Below are 26,645 nucleotides of genomic sequence, written 5' to 3' on the forward strand. Positions count from 1 at the left end.
TTATGTAGATTCTGATGAACATATTATTACTAAACCAACATATGCTTTGCATTAATTGTTAGAATATAATTCTAAAATTCCAACAATTGCGCAGGAAAACATATATGAAAACTTTAATTATATTCAGCTTATTATTGACTATTTATAGTACCGCTTATTCTTATGGTTATTATGGTGGTGGTATGAATTCAATGCCTAAACCTTATCAATATCGAAATTATGACCAATATCAACAGGCGTTGCAAATTTGGCAGGATGTGGCTGTGAAACGGCAAAATCAGGTTTTTGTTGAACCTATGCCTATGCCTGATCAATATCGAAATTATGATCAATATCAACAGGCTTTACGATTGTGGCAACAGGTTTATGGGCGATAGCTTAGTTAGTAATCCCATTTTTATAGTCTGGCAGTTGTAGTAGTTGCAAAAATTTGTCTAAGCTTGATGTTGTGTCTATTGCTGAAATGTCATGCGCTGGGGTTACTGTTACTTGCCCTCCATTTCTTTTTACTATTTTCCATGTTTTGTCTGGAATGTTGTTTATTATGTATGGATGGTGGCTTGTTAGTATCACTTGTAAGTGTGATGTTTTGCTTAGTAGGAATTCTGTTAAACCGGGCATACAGTTAGTTCCTAAGCCGCTTTCTAGTTCGTCTATTATTATTACGCTATTTTTCGGTGCTAGCGAAATTTCTATTAGGTGTATGATAGTACGAAACATTCCTGATGACATTTCCCATTGGGCTATCCATTTGGGCGAGGTTTTTTCTTTGAGGTAAAATACATATTCATAAACCCCTCCAGTGTTTTTGCTAATTTCTATCTTTATGTCTTCTACTGAGCCAAAAATTGTTGTAAATAGGTTTTTTATTTTAGTAAATTCTTCTGAATAGCGTTGTTGTAAGCGGTAGGCTTTTACGATAGTTGGTAGTTTAGTGCTTTCCTCTTTAAATTGCTCTATAGGTTCTGATACTTCAGTTAGATTTGGCTCTTGTGGAGTTATACGTGTGCCAAAGTGTTTTTCTTGTAATATATCGCTGAATATAAATTTTTTAAATATTTGATGAATTGGCTTTATTAGTTCAATTTTAGATAATAGATTGATTGCACAATCTTTTTTTTCAAAAATTGGTATGTTGTTATTGTTGAGCTTAAATTCGGTTTCAGAGCGTTTTAAGAGTGTAGTAGTTTTATCTCCTTGTATAATAATTTCTTCTAAGGTGATTGTAGGTACTTTTTTTCCATAAATATATGGTATTTTAGATTTAATTAGTGTACTTTCAAATTTCCATTGATATTGTTCTCCATTAATGCTAAAACCAATTATCCAAGTTTCACCATTCAGTTTATAATCTCCACCAGTAGCTACACGAGATACGAATTCTAGCGCGTTGAGAATTTTGGTTTTGCCTACACCGGAAATACCTACCAATAAGTTAAAGTTATCTAAATCAACTTGTTTAAGGTACCAGTTTTCGGAGTGGTTAGAAAAGCTAAAATGAGTTATTGACATAATATTAATTAATATGTAGGTTGGGCTAACGAAAGAAAGCCCAACAATTTACAAATTATTCGTCGGTAACGCAGCCTTGTGAGGCATTTTTCACATTTTTTATGTATTTATATAATGTGCCTCGTGTGGCTTTGTAGGCTGGCATTGTCCATTGGACGCGACGTTCTGCCATTTGTTGTTCGGTTATGTTGACGCTTAGTTGTTTGCTTTCTGCGTCAATTGTTATTATATCTCCGTTTTTTACTAGGGCTATTGGTCCGCCTTCTTGCGCTTCTGGTACTATGTGTCCTACAATAAATCCATGTGAGCCGCCTGAGAAGCGTCCATCTGTAAGTAGGGCAACGTCGTTGGCTAGTCCAGCTCCTACTATTGCTGAGGTTGGTGTCAACATTTCTGGCATTCCGGGTCCACCTTTTGGCCCTTCGTAACGAATTACTACTACGTCTCCCTTGACTATTTTGTTTTTTTCTAATGCTTTTAGCATATCTTCTTCACAATCATATACTTTGGCTGGTCCAGTGAAGTTTAAGCCTTCTTTGCCGGTGATTTTTGCTACTGATCCTTGTGGTGCAAGGTTGCCTTTGAGAATTTGGATGTGTCCAGTTGCTTTTATCGGTTTTTCTAATGGTAGAATAACTTGTTGTTCTGGATTTAATCCGGGTAAATCGGCTAAGTTTTCTGTTATGGTTTTACCTGTAACGGTTAAGCAATCGCCATTTATTAGTCCTTGTTCTAACAGGTATTTCATTACTGCTGGTATGCCGCCAATGTTATGGATGTCTTCCATAACATATTTTCCACTTGGTTTTAAGTCTGCTATAAATGGTATGCGATCACTTACTTTTTGAAAGTCATCAATTGTTAGTTCGACATCAACTGATCTTGCCATTGCGATTAGGTGTAATACTGCATTGGTTGATCCGCCTAATGCCATTACTATTACTATAGCATTTTCAAAGGCGGCGCGAGTCATAATATCACGAGGTTTGATGTCTTGTTCTAATAAGTGACGAATTGCTGCGCCAGCTTTAAAGCATTCTTCTAATTTGCCGGGATCAACGGCTGGTGTTGATGAGCTGTAGGGTAAGCTCATTCCTAGTGCTTCAATTGCTGATGCCATTGTGTTGGCTGTGTACATGCCACCACAGGCTCCTGCGCCGGGGCATGAGTGTTTTACTATGTCTTGACGTTGTTCTTCATCTATGTTATCTGTAATATATTGTCCATAGGATTGAAATGCTGATACAATGTCTAGGGTATTATTGTTTTTGTCATGCCCCGGTTTGATGGTGCCGCCATAAATCATTAGCGATGGGCGATTTAGTCTGCCCATTGCTATGATGCAGCCGGGCATGTTTTTGTCGCAACCGGGTAGTGATATATTGGCATCATACCATTGGGCAGCCATTATGGTTTCAATAGAATCTGCGATTATATCGCGCGATTGTAATGAGTAACTCATGCCGCTGGTACCCATTGAAATTCCATCACTAACACCAATGGTATTAAATCGCATTCCTACCAAGTCAGCGGCAACAACGCCTTCTTTAACTTTGGCGGCTAAATCCATGAGGTGCATGTTACATGTATTACCTTCATACCAAACACTGCCAATTCCAATTTGGGGTTTTTTCATGTCATCTTCAGTTAAGCCGGTGCCGTAGAGCATGGCTTGAGATGCGCCTTGTGATTTAGTTTGAGTTATTTTGGAGCTGATTTTATTTAGTTTTGTTGCCATTTATATATTCCATAGTTATGATTGTTTTATTTTAACAAATGCCTTTAATTAAAGATATAGAGTATTGGTTAGCTTTGGCGCATGTTCCTTTGTTTCCTATTAATTTTAGACGCTTAATTGATTTTTATGGTCATCCGCGTGCAGTTTTTGAGGCTAAGCATTGGTTGCCTGATTGGAATGCGGTGGAACAGGATTTGTTATGGCTAGATCAAAAAAATAATCATGTTTTGACTTTGTTTGATGCGAATTATCCTTTTATGTTGGCTGAAATTTATGATCCTCCATTTTTGTTATTTGTGAAAGGAGATTGTGAGTTGTTGAATAGTGTTCAGTTGGCTATTGTTGGAACTCGGCGTGCTAGTGGCTTTGCTAGGCAGGTTTCTTGGCAATTTGCTAAGGCTTTATCTGAGTGTGGTTTTGTTATTTGTGGTGGTTTGAGTTTGGGTATTGAAATGGCTAGTCATCAAGGGGCTTTGGCTGGTTCGGGTAAATCTGTTGGAGTGGCTTTTGAGGGTTTGGAGTATGTCAAAAATACTAGTTTTAGTACTTTAGTTTCTGAGATTTCACCTTATAATAAAATGGCGATTACTGCTGAAACTTTTAAGCGTCGTAGTCGTATTATTAGTGGTTTGAGTGTGGGAGTTTTGGTTGTGGAGGCTCCTGAAAATAGTCACGCGCTGTATCCAGTGGATTTTGCGCTTGAACAGGGGCGTGAGGTATTTGCAATGCCGGGATCAGTTTATAATCCGTTGGTTAAGTCTTGTCATAAGTTAATTCAGGATGGGGCTAAATTGGTGGAAACTGTTCAGGATATTTTTGATGAATTGGAGATTTATAATGTTAGACAGACCTGACAGGTTTTTAAAACCTGTCAGGTCTAACTGACGAAAATAAGCCCAAGGAATCATGCTAACTATGGCTTTGATTGGCTTCCATGTATGATTTGTATGATTTTAATAATGAATTAATATTACTTTGATATTCCTTACCCTGAGCTTTAAACCAGTTAAGAACATCTGTATCAATATGTAAGCTAATCTGTGTTTTATTTGGAACTTGTTTTAGAGCTTTACGAACAATAGCGTTTGTAAATTTATCAGGAGATACTTCCGGAAGATCAGAGAAATCGATATCTTGATCTTTCATTGCATCTATTGATTTCCAATCAGTTTCTGATTTTTGAATAATAGTTTCTCTCTTCATACTTAGTTGCCTTACGAATTGAAATTATTCGTATATTGTTATCTCTTTCAGTGTGAACAGTTGCTACAACGCGACTTTGAAGCATACCCAAAGTAACAAACCTTTGTTCTCCGTAGCTAATTCTATCATCTTCAAAGCTTATGGTATAACCATCAAATATTTTTCGTCGATGTTGGAGTTTAGTTAAAATCAATCTCATAACTTGTACTTCTGCCACTGCCGGGGCGTTTTTTTAGAATTTTTTTGATTTCTAAATCGGCAAGATCACGGCTGGCGGTTACTTTGCTGCATTTGCTGATACTAGCATATTTGCGCGTTGTCATTCCGCCTTCAAATTTATTTCCATCATTCAATAGGCGATTTAGTACTTTATGTTGTCTAGTATTGAGTGGGGTGTCTTTATGTTTATTCCAAAACTGGGTTTTTTTAATAACTTGTTCTATGATCCAAGCTGAGTCATTCATTGCAGTAATGAGAGTTTGTAAAAAACCACTTTAACCAGCTAGTGATTTGCCCTTCAATTGCTGATGTTTCTATCGCATCATCAGCCAACACCGCAGCTTCAAGCCCACCAATTAAGCGCGATAAGTTTGTAAGCTCAGGCAACAATTGTTTTAAATCATAACTGAAATTAGCCCAATCAGGATGTTGCCAGATCCATTTTTGATATGTTTGCATGGTTTAATCATATCAAATTTGATGTGATTAGACTATTTATTCGCATCAGCTTGCATATTTAAACTGTCGGTGACTACTTTTAGTACAACGAATTAAGAATTAAACTAATTGAAATTCGTTTATTTCCTAATTCGTTGTACTATTAGCCTGTTGGACTTTACAGAGACTGATTAGCCGAAACTAATCAGAAAACTTTAAAATTTAAAAGCTAAAAAAATTAAAATGGTAAAAGTGATAAAGTTTAAAGGGTTACGAGCATGGAGACCCGGAAGCCCACGTCGTCGCTGCGGTACGTCGGCTTGCTCCTGCTGCGGTCAGCCGAGCGCATGTGCCACGCGACGCCGAGCCACGAGCCGCCGCGAAGGGACAAACTGTTTCCAGTTGTAACACATTGTTTTTCTTTACCATTATATTTATTTTCATATAATGAGCAAGTCCACTCATATACATTTCCTGAAGTGTCATATAAACCAAATTGATTAGCAGCATAACTTCCCACTGGAGAAGTTTTACCAAGATTAACGTTATAATTTGCTTTACTTTTATCAATCTCATTACCCCACCAATACTTAGTCTCCGTACCAGCCCTAGCCGCATATTCCCATTCAGCCTCAGTAGGCAGACGATATTGCTTACCAGTTTGATCACTAAGCCATGCTGCATAAGCTGTAGCATCATTCCAAGAAACCTTAATTACCGGACGATTACCACGCCCCCAGATTCTATCATCAGGTTTACTTCTACCAGTAGCATCAGCAAACTTATCATATTCAGCAAATGTCACTTCAAATTTCCCCATAGCAAACTGCCCCACAGAAACAGAATGCACTGGTTGTTCATCACTATCACCACCACCTTGAATATCACCCATTCTAAAACTACCAGCAGGAATCATAACCATTTCTGGACCAGAGCTACCATCTTTCAAAGTATCACGAAAGGTAGAGCCAGCAGTTGGAGTTTGAGCTTCTGGAATATAAGTACCAACCACACCAAAAACACTAACACCAGCCCGAATATTTTCTGGTTTTAAATTAGCATCACCATCAATAACTATTGACTCATAATAACCAGCACCACCAGCTTGTTGAGCAGCAGAAGGAGTATAATTTTTAGCACCATTATTAGGCATAGTACCTGTTTGTAAACCCCAACTATCAGTTAAGCCCCAATACTTTTTACCCGCAGGAACTTGATTTGGATTAACCCCATCTGCAACTTTAGCAGGGGCTTTATCCATTAACTCATTCAAACTACAAGCAATTTTACTACCAGGAGCAGAACTAGGATCACTAAAAACCCGCATCTCACCACTAACACCACTATCCAAACGTTGACAAATATCAGAAAGACTATACATAGCATTAGCAGCATCACCCGGTGGACCAGAAGGTCCAACAGAATATGCCGCTACAGGTAATAAATAAATTGTTAATAATGTTGATTTAATTTTCATTTTGTTTAATCCTTATATTGAAAATAATTCATGGTGGGTTTCTACCCACCCTACATGATTGATAATTCATGGTGGGTTTCCGCTTCGTTACTACCCACTCTACATAATTGATAATTCATGGTGGGTTTCCGCTTCGTTACTACCCACTCTACATGATTGATAATTCATGGTGGGTTTCCGCTTCGCTACTACCCACCCTACATGATTGATAATTCATGGTGGGTTTCCGCTTCGCTACTACCCACCCTACATAATAAATACACTTGGTCAAATAACGCTGGCTGGTTTGATTTTAATCCTAATAATGGCGGTGTTACAGTATTTCCAGATCATTTGGAAGGTTATGCTTGGTCAGATAACATTGGTTGGTTAAAATTAAGCGGCGAAAACTGGGGCGTGATTCATGATGGGCAAGGTAATTTATCAGGTTATGCTTGGAATCCAAATTTTGGTTGGATCATGTTTAAATCAGATCATTCTCAAGTAAAAATTAACCTAGAAACAGGTGATTTTAATGGTTATGCGTGGTCAGATTTAATAGGTTGGATAAGTTTTAATGGCAAATCTTATAAAGTTCAAGCTAACTTAGCACCACCATCAACCAGCTTGGGTACAGCGATTCTGATAGCAGGTAGTGGCGCACATAAACAAAATACCTTATTTAAATATAGTCAAGATTTAAATCTACAAATGTATAATACCCTACTTCAGCGTGGTTATACTGATGATGACATTATTTATTTCAATCCCTTCAAAGGTGGGCAAGATATTGATGGTGATGGTAAAGAAGAAGATAATATAGTAGATTATCAATTATTTGACCCTCTAAGCGAATTAGAAGCCGCATTTGATAGTATCAAATATTTGCAAGCTGGGCAACAATTTATCTTCTATTTTCATGGACATGCAAATCCAGAGCAGCTACAAATGAATTTAGAAAACTGGCTATCAGCCGAAGAATTAAAGCGTCTATTAGACAAAGTTCCAACAGCGGCTCAACAACTAATCATACTTGACAGCTGTTATTCAGGATCATTTTTAAATGAATTATCAGCGACAAACCGAATAATAGTAGCCAGTGCCGATGCCAAAACTCGTGCTTGGAATGCCAAATATGACAACTTTTCAGAACCCTTAATCAGCGAATTGCGACGTGGCAAAAGCATAAAGGATGCCTTCATAACTACCAAAGACTATATGCAAACGAAACCAACACTGTTTGGTAAACAAATTCCACAACTAGATGGAAGACTAGCAAAAAAATTTATACTAGGCAAAGAAGGAACACATGCAGCAGCCGCTCCCTACATGATTGACATTCATTCGCCACTAATCCTGACACCACAACAAAAAGAAGGATTTTTATGGGTAAAAACTTCCCCAAGCGGAGAAAATATACGTAAAGTAAGAGCAGTATTAATACCACCAAATATAAAAAGCACAGAATACCAAGGAGAAGCAACCAATTTCCAGCGACAAGAAACAATAATGACATACCAAGCAGAAAGAAATCGTTATGAAACAGTGTATTCAGGCTTCAACCGAACAGGCACTTGGCAAATAAGCTACCAAGCCCAAGGCATAGATGGAACATGGTCAGACAAATTAACAGGAGAAGTACAAGCCAGCGGCACATCAGCATTAACAGTAAGACTAAATCAAAGCAGCTACAAAATAGGCAACCGCTTTAGATTTATGCTAGATATAAACGAAGTTCCAAACACCCCCAGCCCATATGATCTATATGCAGCGATAATATTTCCAGCCGGCTACTTTGTAACAATAAGCTACCCACTAAACATAAACTTACCGGGAACAATTCAAACATACCATAAAAAGGTAAAAATCAACTCAACAAAAAGCTTCCCAATAATAGACATAAACCTCCCCCCCGGCTTAGCGACAGGCAAATATAACACCTGCGGAATAATAACCACACCAGAAACAGACCCTTGGAACAATGCCAACTGGCTAGCCCAAGATTGCAAAATCTTTGAATTGAAATAAAATGTTAAAAAGACCTGACAGGTTTTAAAAACCTGTCAGGTCTAACACCCTATTTTATGTTAGGAAACAAGATAATACATTAACGCGCTAAAAAATATTGCAACTGGTAAGGTAATTAGCCATGATAGGATTATGCTGCTAATTATTTTAGCATTGACATTGCCGCTAATCATTCCAATGCCAAATATTGAGCCTACAGATACGTGGGTGGTGGATACTGGTATTCCGAATTTGCTGGCAATTATTACTAAGAAGCTAGTCACTAGGTTGGCTGAGAAGCCTTGGCTATGATTTATCTCAGTAATTTTGTGGCTGATGGTTTCAGCTACCCGACGTGCATTTAATAATCCTCCAATTGCCATTCCTAGTGCAATTGCTACCATTGCAAAACGAATATCAAGGGCTTGTGCTGCTCCACTAGTTGTATGGGCTATATCATGTTATGGTTAGACAAACCACAGCGTCAATTATTAACTTTATATCATTCAGATTATCCGCCGCACGCGATATTATTTATACATGGTGATAGTACAGTATTACTATTACTAGTGGCTTGGCATTAGGCATTGATGGTGCAAGTTGTCAGCGGTTTAAGTTTAGCTACTTTAGTTATTGATTAAGCTGATTGCTGCTATTCTTTCCTGTCTTTTCAAGTTTTTTAGCTGTTAAGCCACTGAATAATCAATACTGGTACTGATATTGCGGTTATTTTAAACGATTGCCATTGATCATACGGTAAATGCAATCAAAAAAAACCGCACTGCCTAAAGAAGTGGCAGAGAATCTTTCTCAAATACAACATAGATAAAAAAAATGATTTTTCGTATAAAAAAAGAAGATTGGTATTTACTTATTATTTTTTCAATGATAGCAATTGCTATTTTTGTGAAATCATATTTTAACCCTGATGGATTTTTAACAATAGATTCAACAGGATATTTAGCATTATCACAAAATTTATTAGATGGAAATGGTTTTTTTGTATCTTTCTATGGACTAACGGGTAATGACAGAGAATTTTTTGCAATATGGCCCATTGGGTATTCATCTCTTATTTATCTTACAGCAAAATTAACTGGTCTTTCAGTTTTTTGGGCTTCAAAAGTCTTAAATATATTTCTCATAGGATTGATTTTAAGTGTTTTTAGAGTATTGTTTAAGCATAATGCTTATGTATATGGTTTCATATTTTTATTTGCATCTTCTATAGAAATATTTACCTATACTTGGAGTGAAACTGTTTTTATTTTTGGTCTAGTTTGGTTTGGTATTTCGATTTATATGTTTATGTTGGAGCCTAAAAAATTAGTTTTAATATATATTTCTTTATTTGTTTCATCTCTATTTTTATTTTTGTCAAGGTACATAGGGGCTTTTAGCTTTGGTTTGATTGGATTGCTTGGATTGTATTATGGATTTGTAAAAAAAGATAAATCTAAGTCAATTATTTTAATAACGATTGCTAGCTTTAATATAGTAATCATGTTTGGATACCTTTATCACAATTATCTTCAAACAGGTTTTCCTACAGGTATGCCAAGGATAGCTGCACCTGAGACAGATGGAGAATTATTTGTGATGTTGCTTAGGGCAATAATATCTGAAACTATAATTCCTATGAATAGCATCTCAAAAACAGCTATGCTAATTTTTTGGATGCAGTTTTCTGTACTGATCTATCTCATAGTCAAATATAGAACAAGTATTTTTAATGTACTAAAAAATAGTCAGAACAATAAAACTAGAAAATTAGTTTTAGTATTTATTTCAATCGGTTTAGTCTATTTGTTTTTTATAATACTGATGCGATGGCTAGTTCAATTTGATACTTATAGAGCTAGATTGCTTGCACCGGGAAGTTTTTTACTCTTCATCGCTTTTATTGTTTATATCGAAAAATTTACAACTGAAAAATTATTCAATGAGTTTAAAATTTTCTTACTATCGTTTGCGCTATTATCTTATTTTATAAATTTTCCGTATAGTGTATGGAAACAAGATAAACAAGCTATGTATAATGAAACTATACAAAATATAGAAAAAAAATATGCTGATGTAGATAAAAATAGTATTGTGGTTTTTGGGAATATACACTTGAAGTACCTCTATACTGATATACAAATAGGAAAACCATTTTATCTACCTTATTATACGAATAAAGAAAGCTGGTCTAATTTTATTAACAGGATTAATCCAAAACATAAAAAGGATGTTTATTTAGTGACATCAGAGTATAACAAGGTTAAACCTAAATATTATGATCAAACAATAGTAAATCTTGTAGAAAAATATAAACACTATCCTATAGTAAAATTGCCATGATCATAGTAGTTTGATTTTTGCAGAATATTTGCGCGTTGTCATTCCACCACCATCTTAGCGACAGGCAAATATAACACCTGCGGAATAATAACCACACCAGAAACAGATCCTTGGAACAATGCCAACTGGCTAGCCCAAGATTGCAAAATCTTTGAATTGAAATAAAATGTTAAAAAGACCTGACAGGTTTTAAAAACCTGTCAGGTCTAACACCCTATTTTATGTTAGGAAACAAGATAATACATTAACGCGCTAAAAAATATTGCAACTGGTAAGGTAATTAGCCATGATAGGATTATGCTGCTAATTACTTTAGCATTAGCATTGCCGCTAATCATTCCAATGCCAAATATTGAGCCTACAGATACGTGGGTGGTGGATACTGGTATTCCGAATTTGCTGGCAATTATTACTAAGAAGCTAGTCACTAGGTTGGCTGAGAAGCCTTGGCTATGATTTATTTCAGTAATTTTGTGGCTGATGGTTTCTGCTACGCGACGTGCATTTAATAATCCTCCAATTGCCATTCCTAGTGCAATTGCTACCATTGCAAAACGAATATCAAGGGCTTGTGCTGCTACTAGTAAGCCGGCTATTTTTGGGGTATCGTTTAAACCACGAGCAAATGATACTGCTGCTCCACTAGTTGTATGGGCTATATCTAATAGTTTGTTGTCTTTGCGGTTGCCTATTATCCAATATGCCGTTGCACCCAAGGCAAATGCTATAAATGGGCTAACTAATAGTGGTATAAAAAACACGGTTCCGAGTTGGTTAAAATTGACATCCCAGCCAACTGCCATCAACCCAGCTCCAAACAATCCACCGACTAAGCTGTGAGTGGTTGAAATTGGAAAACCTAATCTAGTGGCTAATAATACGGTACAAGCGGCACCAAAACTGACTGCCATTAAAAAATCAGTTGCTCCAGCAACATTTTGAGGAACTAAACCTTTGCCTGAAAAACTGCTTATTAACCCTTGAGCTAAAAATATTGCACTTATAGAACCAGCAAAAGTAGCAATAGTGGCAATTGTAATAGCGGTTTTATAGCTACAAGTTCCACTACCATAAAGTGTTGCTACGCCTTTGAAGTTATCATTGGCACCATTAACATATGCTAGAAATAATGTTGCAAAGAATAGTAGATAAATAAGCATTTTTCTCCTTTAAAAATCGGTATAATCAATTTATTATTTCAATAATCTCTGTTTTTCCATAAAAATATGATTCCCGACCCTACAGATATTTAACTCAGCGCAGTGGAGGTGCATAAATTAAGCCACCATCAGTCCACAAACGGTTTAAGCCCCGCGGTATGCCGATACCACCTGAGCCGAGGTTGCGCTCATATATCTCTCCATAATTGCCTACTGCCCGGACAGCCCGTGCAATCGCATCAGCTTCTAAGCCGAGTTTAGCTTGTCCAAAGGAACCTTCCACGCCTAAAAGCCGTCTCACCTGCGGATTGTCGCTGCTCATCATTGTGTCAATATTGGCTTGAGTGATGCCGAGTTCTTCAGCATTGATTAGACCAAATATGATGGTTCTGACAATTTTAAGCCACTGCTCGTCACCAAAAGAAACAGATAGAGCTAGGGGTTCTTTAGAAATGGTTTCATTTAGAAGAAGATGCGCGTCTGGTGTATTACTCCTAAAAATCGACAAGCTCACTTGTGAACGATCGCTGGTATAAGCCGTACATTGCCCCTGTTCATAAGCGGTGAATGTTTCAGTCTGGTCAGAAAAAACTACTGGCGTAAAGCTAATGCCACGCTGGGTGAATACTTCTTTAAGGTTAGCTATCGTAGTGGTACCCTTAGTCACACAAATAGTTGTTCCTTCTAGCTGTTCAAGAGTGGTAATACCACTGTTCTTTTTGACGACGAAACCCTGTCCGTCATAAAAGGTTATCCAAGTAAAATTACCCCAGTTGGCCCCACGGCTGCTGGTCCAAGTTGTGGTCGCAGTGAGTATGTCTACATTACCAGGTTTCAATGCGATGGATCTACTTTCAGGTATTATCATAACAGGCGAGACAACATTTGCGTTATTAAGCACAGCCGCTGCTACTGCCCGACAAAAGTCAACATCAAAACCCGCAATCTGACCATTTGCATTGAGGAAAACGAAACCGCCTTTAAGGGTACTCAACTCATTTCCCATACCGCATACCAAAGCTCTGCGTTTTTTAACGCGGTTTAATGTATTACCAGACGAGGGAATCGACTCTAGTGGGGTGAGTTTCTTGATCGTGAAATCAGAGGCAATGGTATCAGGCACCAATTGCATTTCGACTTCAAATGCACCCACTTTCTCGTCTTTTAGCATGATTTCAACAACTGGAAGATGTAGTTCTTGCGTTTCTACATCAAAAGTGGCTGACTGAGCATGAGCAGACAAATAAGATGCCATACCTACGGCGGTTAATAAGAGCCTTGTTTTGATTTGCATATTTTTACTTTACCTATTTGCTTCAAAGCAACCATTTTACATTCATTTAACTTATATTTGCAAAAATATAAGTGATGTTAAGATTAAAAAAAATTATTTGACAACAAGCGAATTATAGCTTATTTAATGAATCAGGACAAGCCTACATGGGTATTAAAATTGTAGAACAAGTTAAAACGCTGTCATTATATCATTTGTAACCGACTATTTAACTCACTGCTTGAGTTAATACAGAATCAAGAAATGTTGTTTTTAATCGAATAGCTAAAATAATTTCCTGATCTGGTTTTGTTCCCCAACCTGATCGATACATCATCCATAAAAAGTTAGTTTTTATCCAACTCATTCTAGTGTATTTAAAATCCCCACCAAAGTATCCATTTTCTAATGCATTGTGCCGATAGATGGTCGATATGCTTGATATACAATTATGGATTAAAAATGTATCTTATTGTAGTATAAAATATGTTATAAGTATGTCAAATAAATTTTGGGAACTTAAAGAGTGAATGAAACTGACGATATAATTGAAGAAGAATATTGGTTAGCCTTAATACGTGCGCCGGGTATTGGGGCAGCACGTTTTGCTGGTTTGCTCAAGCATTTTGAGCATCCACGTGCTGTATTTGAAGCAGAGAAATCCGAGTGGCAAGCATTAAAATTAAATGATAAATTAATTAGTTATCTCGAAGCTCCAAATTGGCAAGCCGTGGAAAAAGATATGTTATGGTTAGAAAAACCGCAGCGTCAATTATTAACTTTACATCATGCAGATTATCCGCCGCTATTACGTGAAATTAAGCATCCACCTTGTATATTATTTATACATGGTGATAGTACATTGTTATGTAGTAAGCAAGTGGCTATAGTTGGTACTCGTCATCCAAGTCAGGAAGGGCAACTTATAGCTAAAGATTTTGCTGAGCATTTATCTCATCAAGGTATTACTATTACTAGTGGCTTGGCATTAGGTATTGATGGTGCAAGTCATTGGGGTGCTTTGGCTGCTTCTGGTAAAACTATCGCTGTTGCTGGCACTGGTTTAGATCGAGTTTATCCTCCACAACATCGAGATTTGGCTTATAAAATTGTCGAAACTGGTGCATTAATTTCAGAATTACCAATCGGTACGCCTATACATCGTCAACATTTTCCTGTTAGAAATCGGATTGTCAGCGGTTTAAGTTTAGCTACTTTAGTTATTGAAGTACCCATCAAAAGTGGTGCTTTATATACAGTGGATCATGCCAAAAAGCAAGGGCGTGAAGTTTTTGTAGTACCCGGTTCTATACATAATAATTTAGTTAAAGGTTGTCATAAGCTAATAAAAGAAGGCGCAAAATTAGTTGATAAACCTGCTGATATTATAGAAGAATTATCAATTTCACCATCAAAGCCACTTGTATCTAAGCCTATTCAACCACACACTTCTAAGCCATCAACACCTAAACCAAAAATAACAAAGGTACCAGTTGACATTATTGATGATGATGATATACCTTTATCAAAATTTTTAAAATTGGGACCTATTTCGATAGATAGTTTAGTTGAACAAAGCGGCTTACCTGCTGGTGAAGTTTCGTCCATGTTATTAATGTTGGAATTAAATGGACAAGTTGTTATTCAAGCGGGTGGGCTTTACGCATTGAGCGAATAAGAGTAATTATATAGTGACGAATTTAGTAATTGTTGAATCCCCTGCGAAAGCAAAAACCATTAAAAAATATTTAGGTACTGATTTTGAAGTTTTAGCATCTTTTGGACATGTACGTCAATTGCCACGTAAAAATGGTGCAGTTAATACTGCTAATAATTTTGATATGGAATATCAATTAATTGAAAGAAATGCTAAACATGTTAATGCAATAGTAAAGGCAATGGAAAAGGCTGATACTTTATATTTGGCAACTGATCCAGATCGTGAAGGTGAGGCAATTTCTTGGCATTTATTAGAAATTTTACAGGATAAAAACTTATTAACTAATAAGCAAGTCTATCGCGTTGCATTTCATGAAATTACTAAGGAGGCAATTCAAGCCGCAATTGCTAATCCCGGTAAATTGTCTATGAATTTAGTCAATGCACAACGCGCACGATTAGCTTTGGATTATTTAGTAGGTTTTACTCTCTCACCACTGCTATGGAAAAAGATTCGTTCTGGGCTTTCTGCTGGTAGAGTGCAAAGCCCAGCTTTACGCTTAATTGTTGAACGTGAACAAGAAATCCAAGAATTTAAGCCGCGTGAATATTGGACCATAGAAGCTGATTGTAATAAAAATAAGCAAAAATTTTTAGCTAAACTGAATTTATTTGCAAACAAAAAAATCACTCAATTTAGTATCACTAATGAAACTAAAGCCAGTGACATCAAAAGCACATTAATTGATCAAACGAATGGTAAATTAGAAGTAACAAAAGTTAATAAAAGGCAACGTAAACGTCAAGCTTCAGCACCATTTACAACTTCAACTTTACAACAAGAAGCAGCTCGTAAATTAGGTTTTACCACTAAACGTACCATGCAAGTTGCTCAACAGTTATATGAAGGCATAGACATTGGTAATGGTTCAGAAGGTTTAATTAGTTATATGCGAACTGATTCTGTGAATTTAGCTAATGAAGCATTAGAAGAAATTCGTGAAGTTATTGTAGAACGTTATGGTAAGGATAATCTACCTAAACAGCCACGACAATATAAAACTAAAGCCAAAAATGCTCAAGAAGCACATGAAGCAATCCGCCCAACTGCTGCTAAACATTATCCTGAACAGATTAAACAGTTTTTAAAACCAGAGCAGTTAAAACTTTATGCTTTAATTTGGCGACGTACAATTGCTTGTCAAATGATTCATGCCACACTTGATACGGTAGCAGTTGATTTAAGTGCAGGTGAAGCTAATAATTTTAGAGCTAATGGTTCAACTTTAGTTAATCCCGGCTTTATGGCAGTTTATCAAGAAAGCATTGATGATGAAAAAAATGCTGATAACAATGATAAAATGTTACCACCATTAGTAGTAGGTGATACAATTTCTTTAAAAGAAATAACAACTAAACAACACTTTACTGAACCACCACCGCGTTTTACCGAAGCTAGTTTAGTTAAAAGTTTAGAAGAATTTGGAATTGGCAGACCATCTACTTATGCTAATATTATTTCTACTTTGCAGCAACGCGAGTATGTGGTATTAGAGAAAAAACGTTTTACACCCACAGATATAGGTGGAATTGTAACTAAGCTATTAACTACACATTTTAGCCGCTATGTAGATTATGACTTTACTGCGCAATTAGAAGATGATTTAGATGCAGTGTCTCGTGGTGAAAAGGATTGGATTCCGTTAATGGAACAATTTTGGAGTCAATTTAAACAATTAATTGATGAAAAAATGCACACAGTGGAGCGTAAAGATTTTACTCAAGAAGCGATAGATGAATCTTGCCCGAAATGTAAGAAACCATTAGTAAAACGTCTGGGTAAACGAGGTAAGTTTATTGGTTGTACTGCTTATCCAGATTGCGATTATACTCGTAGTCTTGATTCTGATGGAAATGATGGAGAACCAGCAGTTAGCAATGAACCTGAAATAGTCGAGGGGCGTAAATGTCCAAAATGTAAGTCTGCTTTACATATAAAACTATCTCGTACAGGTAGTAAATTTATTGGTTGTAGTAATTATCCAAAATGTAAACATCTTGAGCCGCTAGAAAAACCAGAAGATACTGGAATAAAATGCCCAAGTTGTAACAAGGCGACACTAGTTAAGAAAAAATCTCGTTATGGCAAATACTTTTATTCATGTTCAACCTATCCAAAATGCAAATATGCAATACCTAATGAGCCGATAAAAGAAAGTTGTCCAAAATGTGATTGGGCAATTTTAATGCTTAAAACGACTAAGCGGCGCGGTACAGAAAAACTTTGCCCACAGAAAGAATGTGACTTTGTTGAAGCAGTTACTAGTTAGTGATTAAACCTGACAGGTTTTTAAAACCTGTCAGGTTTGGCATACTATATGCCAAATAAGTTCTAAAAATTTTATTATCAATAAAAATATAACTATGTGGAATATGACTCAAAAGGTAAATAATTGGTTTATTGGTTTATTAGTTGGATTAATAATATTAATTATTACTTTAATAGGCTTGTTAGAACCTTTGGAACAGTTTGTTTATGATTGGAGTATCGAATTAATAAATCATAATCCGGGTGACAAAGTTGCTGTTATTACTATTGATGGTAAATCACCAGCCGATGTAGCCAGAGTCATTAATTTAGTTGCTCCACATAGTCAAGTTATCGCCACAACTCTTGATTTTAGCACATTACAAAAACCAGCTGGGCTGGTTTATATTGATGAATTAATGACATTTTATCAAAATTCTAAACCATTGAACCTCATTAATGAGCAATTAATAAGTCAATTATCAAAAGTTAGGGGTAAATATAATAGTGATAGGCGACGTATAAGGCAAATAATTAGTAAGATCGCTCAATTGCCAGAAGCTTTGACAAGCCTTGAAGATAGATTACAAGCCGCCAGTATTGATTTGAATGGCGATAAAAGATTAGCTAGCTCTTTTAAACAAACTAAAAATCTAGTTTTATCTATGGAATTTTCTTTAGGTAAATCTAATGTTAATTTACCTGACTATATAATAAAACATGCCATTAAATCAGTTAGAACCCCATTTGATAGATCATTTAAAGTAGAGCAACCACCTTCTATTAGCAACTATATTGCACCCTTAGAAATTTTAGCTGAAAATGTTTTAAGCATTGCTTATTTAAACCCAATTAATAATAATCCACATCAATTTCCATTAGTTTTAAAGCATCAAGATCATTATTTGCCTTCATTACCCTTAGTATTAGTCGCTAATAGTTTGAAATCTGCTATTAAAGTTCAGCTTGGTAAAGGCGTGCATTTAGGCAAATTACAGATTAATACTGATGCTAATTTATTTATGCGACCATTTTTTTATTCTAATTTAATGGTAGATTCTTATTCTGATTTATTATCTGGGCGTGTTGCCGCTGAAAAATATAAAGATAAAATCGTATTGTTAGGTGATAAAGCATCTGCATTAGTAATCGCAAATACAGTTGCTAGTATATTGAACCAAGATTTTTTTATAATTCCAAATTGGGCAATAGCATTACAAATAATCTTATTTTTATTGATACTAGCCTATGTTTGTTTGTTATTACCTAATATTTTTGTCAGCGGCGGAGCAGTCTTAATATTGTTTGTACTATATGTTGCATTATTACATCAAGGTTTGTTAGTGCAATTAATGCCATCTATATTATTAATCGTATGTACTTACTTAGTATTACAAATCAAAAACGCTATAGTTGTATATCAAAACGCTTTTCGTTTACATCCAGAAACAATTGAAGAAAATCGTTTATTAGGTTTAGCTTTTCAAGGGCAAGGCAATTTAGATTTAGCATTTGAAAAATTCAGTTTATGCCCAGCCGATGAAACAATAATGAGTTTATTATATAATTTAGGCTTAGATTATGAACGTAAGCGCAATTTAAAACGCGCTGCTGGAGTATATCGTTATATGATTCGCCAACACCCAAGATTCCGCGATGTAAAAAAACGCCTAGAACGATTACACGTTGTAAAAAAACCGCGATTATTAGATAGTAATTTTAATGAATTGCAATTAGATGATAATGGAGAAAAACCGGTTTTAGGGCGTTATCAAATCGAAAAACAATTAGGTAAAGGTGCTATGGGTGTTGTCTATCTGGGCACCGATACCAAATTAGACCGTTTAATGGCAATCAAAACCTTACCATTAGCACTAGAGTTTGAAGAAGAAGAATTACAAGAAGCCACAATACGCTTTTTTAGAGAAGCTTCAGCGGCAGGGCGTTTACAACATCCAAATATTGTTGCAATTTATGACGCTGGTGAAGAACAAGATTTTGCTTATATTGCTATGGAATTTTTTAAAGGTGGCAATTTAGTACCATTTACAGAAAAGGATAATTTATTAGCTATTGAAATTATTATAGATATAATGATTAGTGCTGCTGATGCATTACATTATGCTCATAGTAATGAAGTTATACATCGTGACATTAAACCAGCCAATATCATGTATAATCCTGCTACTGAAAAAATCAAACTCACTGATTTTGGTATTGCGCATATCACAGATTCCAATAAAACCAAAACCGGTGTAATCTTAGGCACTCCATCTTATATGTCGCCAGAGCAATTGGCAGGAAAACCCATAAATGGTAGTACAGATTTATTTTCTTTGGGCGTGACTTTATATCAATTATTGACTGGAGAATTACCATTTCAAGCAGATTCTATGGCAACATTAATGTTCAAAATTACCAATGAAGCCCATCCAGATATTTTGACTATAAGAAAGGATATACCGCTGTGCTTAAAAAAAGTAATTGATATAAGTCTGCATAAAACCGTTTCACGGCGTTACCAAACTGGTTCTGAGTTTGCCAATGCACTGCGTGATTGTGGTAAATTAGGAAAAATATGTTATTAGAAATCGTTAGTGCTACTGATACCGGATTAATTCGCAATAATAATGAGGATTATATTGCCAGTGATGCAGATTTAGGATTTGCAATTGTTGCTGATGGCATGGGCGGTTATCAAGCTGGTGAAGTTGCAAGTGCAATAGCAGTAACAACTGTGATTGCAGAATTAGAAATGTTACTAACAAAAAAAGCTAATTTGAAACGTCAGCCTAATCACCATTATCACACAACAACTGTGTGGCTAGAACAAGCTGTTATTAAAGCAAATCAAATTATATATGAAACTGCGATGCAAAAACAAATGTATCAAGGCATGGGTACAACCGTAGTTGCAGTATTATTTCATGATGATTTTCTCAGTATTGCACATGTAGGTGATTCACGTTTATATCGTTTACGAGCTAATAAATTTTGTCAAATTACAAAAGATCATTCAGTGCTACAAGAATTAATTGATTGTGGTTATTATTCGCGAGAACAAGCGCGTAAATCTCCAAATAAACATTTAGTAACCAAAGCATTAGGGATTGGGGAACAAGTAAGTGTAGAAATTCAAGAATGCAGTTTACTACATGAAGATATATATCTATTATGTTCTGATGGTTTAAGCGATATGCTGGATGATGATGAGATACATAAGCTGATCAAGAATGCCGAAACACTTGATCAAGCTGTAAAAGATTTGGTTAAAGCCGCTAATGATAAAGGCGGTAATGATAATATTTCTGTAGTTTTAGCTACTTTGTTAGAACCACAACGCAAGAGTAAATTAGCACAATGGTTGTTTCACTCTTCATAAATAATATCTGATCCTGCTGGTGGTGTAAAAATAAACAAACCTTGATCCATTCTTTTATTTTTCTTTACACGACGAAAAGAAATATAACTTTTCTGATCTAAATTATCTAATAATTCAAATCCTTTTAAACTATTATATTTATTAAATTTTATACGTATTTTCTTAAATGCTGCTTGTTTATCTTTAGGAGTCAATTCAAAAGCTTTTCTAGTATATGCTATTTGTCTGACTCTAAAATCCTTATTAACTTTACGATTACTACTTAGTAAAAATGCAGGGGTTTTACCTAATGCTTTATTCATATTTTTAACAGTAACTTGATCTAAGTCATTATCATATATCCACACCCTTTCTCCATCTGCAACAATTAATTGACTATAAGGCTTTTCATATACCCAACGAAATTTATTTGGACGTTGTACATACATCTTACCGCTTGATTTTTCTAATAATGTACCATTATCATTATAAATTCTTTGTTCAAAATTTGCTTGAAAAGTAGCTAAATTACCAAGGTAGCGGTTCAAGAAATCTTCGGCATGAAGCAAATTAGGAGCTAATACTAATATTAGTAATAAGGAATTTTTCATGGTTTCCATTTAATATTACAGCCTAGACTCGCTTTTTGATCTGAATCAACTGGCTTTCCTGCTAAAACTGCATCTAAAGCAGCGCGAATATCCTTAGCATTTACAGGCTCATTATTATGGGGTCTTGAGTCATCTAGTTGCCCGCGATAAATACATTTTAAATCTTTATCAAATATAAAGAAATCTGGTGTGCAAGCGGCTTGATAAGCTTTGGCTACGTCTTGAGTTTCATCAAATATATAAGGAAATGGATATGCTAATGTTTCTGAGGCTTCCTTCATTTTTTCTGGTGAGTCATCAGGATAATTGATAACATCATTAGAATTAATCGCCACAAAAGCAATACCTTTAGCTTGATAATCATTAGCTAGTTTAACTAATTGGTCTTGTACATGTATAACATACGGGCAATGATTACAAATAAACATTACAACTGTAGCAAGATCAGATTTGACATCTTGAAGTGCTACATGCTTTTCAGATTGTGGATTGTATAGATTAAAGTCAGGGGCGACGGTGCCGAGTGGCATCATATTGGATGGCGTTCTAGCCATAATTATTATTACTCCTATTATAATTTTAAGCAAAACCAGACAGGTTTTAAAAACCTGTCAGGTTTAATTTCGGCTTTTATTGATAACGACGGCTATTTTCTAGCATTTTTTTGTAAGCAACTTCATGCTTAAAGTATTTCTTGTTTCTCTTATAATAAGATAAAACTTTTTTAACATAGTTTCTTGTTTCTCTGTAAGGAGGAACTTTATAGCCATGACGTTTTACAGCAAATGGTCCAGCATTATAACCAGCAATTGCTAACTTTCTATTTTTATTAAAGAATTTTAGCAAATAACGTAAATAGCGAGCACCGCCATATAAATTCGCGACAGGATTATAACGATTTTTTACACCCATTTCTCTTGCAGTTCCAGGCATTAATTGTGTAAATCCTGCTGCACCTACATGAGATCTAGCTTTTGGATTATAATTTGATTCCGCGCGTACAATTGCATGTAAAAATGCTGGTTCAATACCTACACTTTTAGCAACTACACGTATCATTTTATTATAACGTTTATAACGTCCGCGTACTTTAGAAGAACGAATTAAGCTACTTAAACGAGGTTTACTAACATATCTAAACTTACCATTAGATTGAATTGCATGTTTGGAAGCTAAACCTACTGGTTTAATTGGCTTCTGGTAATTATATCTATTTCTAATTGAAGCTACATTTACTCGTCTATGTGGCTTCTTGTAACGATTTTGAGCAATGGTTTGAGTTTGAATTTGATTCCAATCCAAGGCAACCCATGCTGGTGTATCTTTATTCAGACTTGATGCAATTGTATCTAATTCATGAATATGAAAAGCTAAATTTTCAACTTTCTTTTGTTCAGAATTATTAGATACATTCAGATCATTACTCTTAGGCATATTTGAACAAGCCGAGATGCTCATTACCATTACAACTGAAAAAACTGCTTTCTTTGACATAATAATATGTCTCCTATTAAAATTTAAATGTTAATAAATATACTACTTCTCCTTTAAAGCAAACACCCATACAGAATATTATTATTAATCCTTACAAGGAATTATAAAAAATCCTACCTTATTTATAATATGGGAAATCCTTGTATGAAATATGGATTATAAAGATATTTGAATAATTATTCAACTATTTGTGTATTTGAATTTTTAGATACTTTCTCATATACTTGTACTTGTGGTTCTAATAATTCAAATCCGTTATGAATATTATGTCCCATTTTACCAGTAATAGATGCCACCCATTCAGTATATTCATCATTGGCTTCAATTAATTTATTCCAAACTCTTGGACGTACCTTTATTCTGACTACTTTTCCATCAACATTTATACAAAAACGTTGCCAACCTCTTTTTATGGTTTCTACCCAATTAGGTAATTCGGTTATTTTAATATTTAGTTCTAATTTACCTATTGTTTTAGCGATTCTAATAGTTGATGGTCGTGATAATAAAGGTTCTTGTGGTGTATCTACCACAGATTCTGGTTTAAATTCTTGCTTTTTCTTAAATCTAGTTTCTTGAAATTGTTGTTCTGTAGCTGCTACTGGTTGAAACAGAGCAGCTTTTTTTCTTGAGCCTATTCTTAATTTGTTAGTGGTTTTTGTTTTATCATCTTGAGGTTTATGTAATTTTTTTTTCAAACCCAAGGTTAATTTGGGTTGATTTCCTTCATTCATAGATCTTTCCTTTCAAAGTGCATGGTTTCTAAGTCTGCAAATACATAGGTTGGAGTTGCGCCAATTCCAGCTACTGTGCCGGGATTACAGACAATTGTAGTTTTGCCTTTGATATTTTTTATAGTGTCAATAGAAATAATATGGTTATGTCCGCAACAAACTAAATCATAATTGCCAGTTACCGCCATAGCTTTTGCATAATGTGGGTAATGGACTATAAAAATTCGTCGTTTCGCTAAAGTAAAGGCTGCATCTTGACCATAATACTTAATGAGATTATTTGATTTGTTCCCTAAACGAGATAAGTTATATAAATCTCCTGTATTATTGCCATGAATAGCATGTATAGGTAGATTCTGATCTTGTACTTTAGCAAGCGTACTCGGTGCAACAATATCTCCACAATGCAAAATTGCTTCCGCTCCTAATTTTTTAGCATCTTCTATTGCGGCAATTAATAATGGAGCATTATCATGGCTATCCGATAAAATACAAATTTTCATTATAAGTTAATTTTAAAATGTTTGATAATATAAATATAATTTTAGTTGGTACTACTCATCCCGGTAATATAGGCGCAGCCGCTAGGGCTATGAAAAATATGGGATTATCGCAACTGCGATTAGTCCAACCAAAAACTTTTCCTCATGCTAAAGCTATAGCACGTGCTAGTGGAGCCAATGCGGTGTTAGAAAACGCACAAGTTTTTGATACTTTTGAAGAAAGTTTAAAAGATTGTCAAGTAATTTTTGGTGCTAGCGCGAGATTACGTAGTTTAAGTTGGCCCACTTTCACTCCAAAGGAGTGTGCTAAACATGTATTGGATCATAGTGGGCAAATTGCAATTGTATTTGGACGAGAACATTCTGGTTTGACGAATGAAGAACTTGAACAGTGTCATTATTTAGTACACATTCCGACAAATCCTCAGTTTAGTTCTCTTAATATAGCAGCTGCGGTTCAGGTTATTACTTATGAGTTACGAGTTAATGGTATGGCTGAGTTAAGTCATAAGTTACCTTCACCAGTATCATCTGAGGTTATGAATAATTTTTATCAACATTTGGAGCAAACATTGGTTGATATAAAATATTTAGATCCGGATAATCCGAGGTTATTAATGCGACGTTTACATAGGTTGTTTAATCGTACAGAGTTGATGGATTCAGAAATTAACATTTTACGCGGCATTCTCACTGCTGCACAACGAGGTATTGAAAAATGATTAAAAAATATTTAATATTGGCATTATTTTTATTTATTAATAATGCAACTGCTAGTAATTTATTAGAGCAACGTTGGCAATTTGAAGAGGCAAAAAAAGCTTTGGATGGTGGAAATGTTGTTGCTTTTAATGCTTTGTCAGCGCAGTTAAAAGATTATTCGCTTGCTGATTATTTACGTTATTTTTATTTAAAGTCTTATGTTGATCAACAATATCCACAAACTATTAAGTTGTTTTTAAATAATAATCAAAATGCTCCGTTTGCTCGTTCTTTGAGGGTAATTTGGTTAAAATCTTTGGCTAAACAGGCTGATTGGGATAGTTTTCTTAATGTTTATACTCCCCAAAAAAATACTATTTTAAAATGTCATTTTTTAACTGCTTATATTAAGAAGTATTTTCGTTTAAATCAGGAGTTGTTAAATTCTGCTAAAGATCTGTGGTTGGTTGGCAAATCTCAACCTAATGCTTGCGATCAGGTATTTAATTATCTTTATACTAATAATATAATTAGTCCAGATTTACGTTTACAACGTAGTATTTTAGCTATTAAAAATGGTAATTCTGGTTTAGCTGGATATTTAGCTAAAGATTTACCTATTCAGGAACGAAGATGGATTTGGCGGTGGAAGGTGGTGTATCAGAATCCTGCTAAAGTTTTGCGTAATTTTCGGTATAAAAATACCAAATATGCACGTGAGTTATTGGTATATGGTTTACGCCGCTTAGCTGCTAAAGATGCTGAACTTGCTTATGAGTATTGGAAATCATATCAAAATTATTTGACGCTGAAGGAAAAAGATGAGTTGTTATCTTATATTGCTTTAAAAGCTGCTAGTCAGAAACATTTCAAAGCTGAGTTGTTGTTAGAGCAAGTTGATAATGAGTTAATGACTGAAAAGGTGATTTTGGCGCGTTTGCAAATTTATTTGCTTAAAAAAAATTGGCAAGCGATAGTCAAGCTGATTGAATCTTTGCCGGTTGCTAAGCATGAATATTGGTATGCGCGTGCTTTAGAAAAAGTAGGTAATCATCAAAAAGCAAAGCGAATATATAAAAAGCTGGCTAAAAATCGAGATTATTATGGCTTTTTAGCCGCTGATAGACTTGGTCAAGCTTATCAGTTTAATTCACAGCCGTTAAATATTAGTAAGAAAGTTCAAACTGAGTTATTAAATAAATATCGCGGTTTACAACGCGCTCGTGAATTATATTTTCTGAAATTTAATTATTTTGCTCGGCTTGAATGGAATAAGGTATTGGCAAAATTAACTACTGAAGAAATAAAAACAGCGGCAACTTTGGCTAATAGTTGGGGTTGGCATAATCGAGCTATTGTGACACTGGCTAAAGTTCAGTATTGGGATGATCTGGAAATACGCTTTCCTTTAGCTTTTTATGATGATGTTATTGGCAATGCTGAAATTCAGAATTTAGATTATTCATATGTTTATGGGGTGATTCGTCAAGAGAGTATTTTTCAAATAGATGCGCGTTCTCGTTCAGGGGCAAATGGATTAATGCAAGTAATGCCGGCAACAGCTAAATATATTATTAGACGACAAAAGTTTAATGATATTGATGATGTTTTATTGCCTGCTAATAATATTAAATTAGGCTCTGCTTATTTGCGAATGATGCTAAATATGTTTAATAACAATCACATATTAGCCACAGCGGCTTATAATGGTGGACCAACAAACGCGAAAAGATGGGCAAAAGCACATCCTTGCGTAGCTCCAGATATTTGGGTTGAATTAATTCCATTTAGCCAAACACGTAAATATGTGAAACGTGTTTTAAGTTATGCTGCTATGTTTGAATCTCGAATGGTGGATAAGGTTAAACCGATGAAGATGGATCCGATTTGTCATTATTGATATTGTCAAATCTGATGGGTTTTT

At 35.2% G+C, this 26,645-nt stretch carries 27 protein-coding genes; 11 read left to right on the forward strand and 16 right to left on the reverse strand.

What is annotated here, in order from left to right:
• Positions 1-104: 104 nt before the first annotated feature.
• The gene (locus BHU68_RS07700) at positions 105-377 is read left to right on the forward strand and encodes a hypothetical protein (RefSeq protein WP_069472355.1); all 273 of its coding nucleotides are present in this window, start codon (positions 105-107) and stop codon (positions 375-377) included.
• Position 378: 1 nt separating this feature from the next.
• Here BHU68_RS07700 and BHU68_RS07705 read toward each other — a convergent pair whose 3' ends face one another.
• Together BHU68_RS07705 and ilvD are read right to left on the reverse strand one after the other, a co-directional pair.
• Positions 379-1,512: an AAA family ATPase gene (locus BHU68_RS07705; RefSeq protein ID WP_069472354.1), complete on the reverse strand. Its 1,134-nt coding sequence runs from the start codon at positions 1,510-1,512 to the stop codon at positions 379-381.
• A 55-nt stretch (positions 1,513-1,567) separates the two neighbouring features.
• Positions 1,568-3,250 carry a dihydroxy-acid dehydratase gene (gene ilvD / locus BHU68_RS07710; RefSeq protein ID WP_069472353.1) on the reverse strand — a complete coding sequence of 561 codons (1,683 nt, stop codon included), beginning with the start codon at positions 3,248-3,250 and terminating at the stop codon, positions 1,568-1,570.
• 38 nt (positions 3,251-3,288) lie between these two features.
• Between ilvD and BHU68_RS07715 the strand changes: the two genes are divergently transcribed.
• A complete protein-coding gene (locus tag BHU68_RS07715; protein ID WP_069472352.1) occupies positions 3,289-4,104 on the forward strand; it encodes a DNA-processing protein DprA in 816 nt (271 codons plus the stop codon).
• A 55-nt stretch (positions 4,105-4,159) separates the two neighbouring features.
• Here BHU68_RS07715 and BHU68_RS07720 read toward each other — a convergent pair whose 3' ends face one another.
• The 5 genes from BHU68_RS07720 to BHU68_RS07735 form a co-directional block, all read right to left on the reverse strand.
• On the reverse strand, positions 4,160-4,453 hold the full coding sequence (locus BHU68_RS07720) for a BrnA antitoxin family protein (RefSeq protein WP_069472351.1): 294 nt from the start codon (positions 4,451-4,453) through the stop codon (positions 4,160-4,162).
• Positions 4,416-4,652 carry a BrnT family toxin gene (locus BHU68_RS16415; RefSeq protein WP_083235025.1) on the reverse strand — a complete coding sequence of 79 codons (237 nt, stop codon included), beginning with the start codon at positions 4,650-4,652 and terminating at the stop codon, positions 4,416-4,418. Before BHU68_RS16415 ends, BHU68_RS07720 begins: the two co-directional genes overlap by 38 nt.
• Positions 4,633-4,917: a hypothetical protein gene (locus BHU68_RS07725; protein ID WP_069472350.1), complete on the reverse strand. Its 285-nt coding sequence runs from the start codon at positions 4,915-4,917 to the stop codon at positions 4,633-4,635. The genes BHU68_RS16415 and BHU68_RS07725 overlap by 20 nt, the downstream gene beginning before the upstream one ends.
• Positions 4,910-5,131 (reverse strand): DUF4172 domain-containing protein, encoded by a 222-nt coding sequence (locus BHU68_RS07730; RefSeq protein WP_069472349.1) that lies wholly within the window; start codon positions 5,129-5,131, stop codon positions 4,910-4,912. The genes BHU68_RS07725 and BHU68_RS07730 overlap by 8 nt, the downstream gene beginning before the upstream one ends.
• A 241-nt stretch (positions 5,132-5,372) precedes the next feature.
• Positions 5,373-6,587 (reverse strand): formylglycine-generating enzyme family protein, encoded by a 1,215-nt coding sequence (locus BHU68_RS07735; protein WP_069472348.1) that lies wholly within the window; start codon positions 6,585-6,587, stop codon positions 5,373-5,375.
• Between the two features lie 201 nt (positions 6,588-6,788).
• Between BHU68_RS07735 and BHU68_RS07740 the strand changes: the two genes are divergently transcribed.
• Positions 6,789-8,594, forward strand: coding sequence for a C13 family peptidase (locus BHU68_RS07740; RefSeq protein ID WP_069473727.1), 1,806 nt, complete (start codon positions 6,789-6,791; stop codon positions 8,592-8,594).
• A 59-nt stretch (positions 8,595-8,653) separates the two neighbouring features.
• Here BHU68_RS07740 and BHU68_RS16420 read toward each other — a convergent pair whose 3' ends face one another.
• Positions 8,654-8,977, reverse strand: coding sequence for an inorganic phosphate transporter (locus BHU68_RS16420; protein WP_083235012.1), 324 nt, complete (start codon positions 8,975-8,977; stop codon positions 8,654-8,656).
• Positions 8,978-9,031: 54 nt separating this feature from the next.
• Between BHU68_RS16420 and BHU68_RS18040 the strand changes: the two genes are divergently transcribed.
• The gene (locus BHU68_RS18040) at positions 9,032-9,157 is read left to right on the forward strand and encodes a hypothetical protein (protein ID WP_256359169.1); all 126 of its coding nucleotides are present in this window, start codon (positions 9,032-9,034) and stop codon (positions 9,155-9,157) included.
• 250 nt (positions 9,158-9,407) lie between these two features.
• A complete protein-coding gene (locus BHU68_RS07745; protein ID WP_069471997.1) occupies positions 9,408-10,916 on the forward strand; it encodes a hypothetical protein in 1,509 nt (502 codons plus the stop codon).
• A 224-nt stretch (positions 10,917-11,140) separates the two neighbouring features.
• Here BHU68_RS07745 and BHU68_RS07750 read toward each other — a convergent pair whose 3' ends face one another.
• The 3 genes from BHU68_RS07750 to BHU68_RS17885 all read right to left on the reverse strand — a co-directional run bounded on the left by BHU68_RS07750 (position 11,141) and on the right by BHU68_RS17885 (position 13,806).
• Positions 11,141-12,076 (reverse strand): inorganic phosphate transporter, encoded by a 936-nt coding sequence (locus tag BHU68_RS07750; RefSeq protein WP_069471998.1) that lies wholly within the window; start codon positions 12,074-12,076, stop codon positions 11,141-11,143.
• A gap of 94 nt (positions 12,077-12,170) precedes the next feature.
• Positions 12,171-13,370, reverse strand: a complete 1,200-nt coding sequence (locus BHU68_RS07755) for a transporter substrate-binding domain-containing protein (RefSeq protein ID WP_083234216.1) — start codon at positions 13,368-13,370, stop codon at positions 12,171-12,173.
• 208 nt (positions 13,371-13,578) lie between these two features.
• Positions 13,579-13,806 (reverse strand): DUF4291 family protein, encoded by a 228-nt coding sequence (locus BHU68_RS17885; RefSeq protein ID WP_216092610.1) that lies wholly within the window; start codon positions 13,804-13,806, stop codon positions 13,579-13,581.
• Between the two features lie 69 nt (positions 13,807-13,875).
• Here BHU68_RS17885 and dprA point away from each other — a divergent pair, with 69 nt between their 5' ends.
• The 4 genes from dprA to BHU68_RS07775 all read left to right on the forward strand — a co-directional run bounded on the left by dprA (position 13,876) and on the right by BHU68_RS07775 (position 20,698).
• Positions 13,876-15,027, forward strand: coding sequence for a DNA-processing protein DprA (dprA, locus tag BHU68_RS07760; RefSeq protein ID WP_253180936.1), 1,152 nt, complete (start codon positions 13,876-13,878; stop codon positions 15,025-15,027).
• A 10-nt stretch (positions 15,028-15,037) separates the two neighbouring features.
• Positions 15,038-17,338 (forward strand): type I DNA topoisomerase, encoded by a 2,301-nt coding sequence (gene topA, locus BHU68_RS07765; RefSeq protein WP_102135589.1) that lies wholly within the window; start codon positions 15,038-15,040, stop codon positions 17,336-17,338.
• Positions 17,339-17,432: 94 nt separating this feature from the next.
• Positions 17,433-19,904 (forward strand): protein kinase domain-containing protein, encoded by a 2,472-nt coding sequence (locus tag BHU68_RS07770; RefSeq protein ID WP_083234217.1) that lies wholly within the window; start codon positions 17,433-17,435, stop codon positions 19,902-19,904.
• Entirely contained in the window at positions 19,895-20,698 is an 804-nt protein-coding gene (locus BHU68_RS07775) for a Stp1/IreP family PP2C-type Ser/Thr phosphatase (protein ID WP_069472001.1), read from the forward strand. Before BHU68_RS07770 ends, BHU68_RS07775 begins: the two co-directional genes overlap by 10 nt.
• Here the strand turns inward: BHU68_RS07775 and lolA are convergent.
• The 5 genes from lolA to BHU68_RS07800 form a co-directional block, all read right to left on the reverse strand.
• Positions 20,686-21,288: an outer membrane lipoprotein chaperone LolA gene (gene lolA, locus BHU68_RS07780; protein ID WP_069472002.1), complete on the reverse strand. Its 603-nt coding sequence runs from the start codon at positions 21,286-21,288 to the stop codon at positions 20,686-20,688. The genes BHU68_RS07775 and lolA overlap by 13 nt on opposite strands.
• On the reverse strand, positions 21,285-21,842 hold the full coding sequence (locus BHU68_RS07785) for a thioredoxin family protein (protein WP_069472003.1): 558 nt from the start codon (positions 21,840-21,842) through the stop codon (positions 21,285-21,287). The genes lolA and BHU68_RS07785 overlap by 4 nt, the downstream gene beginning before the upstream one ends.
• 76 nt (positions 21,843-21,918) lie before the next feature.
• Positions 21,919-22,782: a lytic transglycosylase domain-containing protein gene (locus BHU68_RS07790; RefSeq protein ID WP_069472004.1), complete on the reverse strand. Its 864-nt coding sequence runs from the start codon at positions 22,780-22,782 to the stop codon at positions 21,919-21,921.
• A 176-nt stretch (positions 22,783-22,958) separates the two neighbouring features.
• A complete protein-coding gene (locus BHU68_RS16430) occupies positions 22,959-23,516 on the reverse strand; it encodes a hypothetical protein (RefSeq protein ID WP_083234219.1) in 558 nt (185 codons plus the stop codon).
• Positions 23,513-24,019 (reverse strand): metallophosphoesterase family protein, encoded by a 507-nt coding sequence (locus BHU68_RS07800; RefSeq protein ID WP_069472005.1) that lies wholly within the window; start codon positions 24,017-24,019, stop codon positions 23,513-23,515. Before BHU68_RS07800 ends, BHU68_RS16430 begins: the two co-directional genes overlap by 4 nt.
• 17 nt (positions 24,020-24,036) lie before the next feature.
• Here BHU68_RS07800 and BHU68_RS07805 point away from each other — a divergent pair, with 17 nt between their 5' ends.
• Both BHU68_RS07805 and BHU68_RS07810 read left to right on the forward strand, forming a co-directional pair.
• Positions 24,037-24,741, forward strand: coding sequence for an RNA methyltransferase (locus BHU68_RS07805; protein ID WP_069472006.1), 705 nt, complete (start codon positions 24,037-24,039; stop codon positions 24,739-24,741).
• Positions 24,738-26,621, forward strand: a complete 1,884-nt coding sequence (locus BHU68_RS07810; RefSeq protein ID WP_069472007.1) for a transglycosylase SLT domain-containing protein — start codon at positions 24,738-24,740, stop codon at positions 26,619-26,621. Before BHU68_RS07805 ends, BHU68_RS07810 begins: the two co-directional genes overlap by 4 nt.
• Positions 26,622-26,645: the final 24 nt, after the last annotated feature.

Origin of the sequence: Candidatus Marithrix sp. Canyon 246, assembly GCF_001723685.1 — a bacterium.
Lineage (GTDB): Bacteria > Pseudomonadota > Gammaproteobacteria > Beggiatoales > Beggiatoaceae > Marithrix.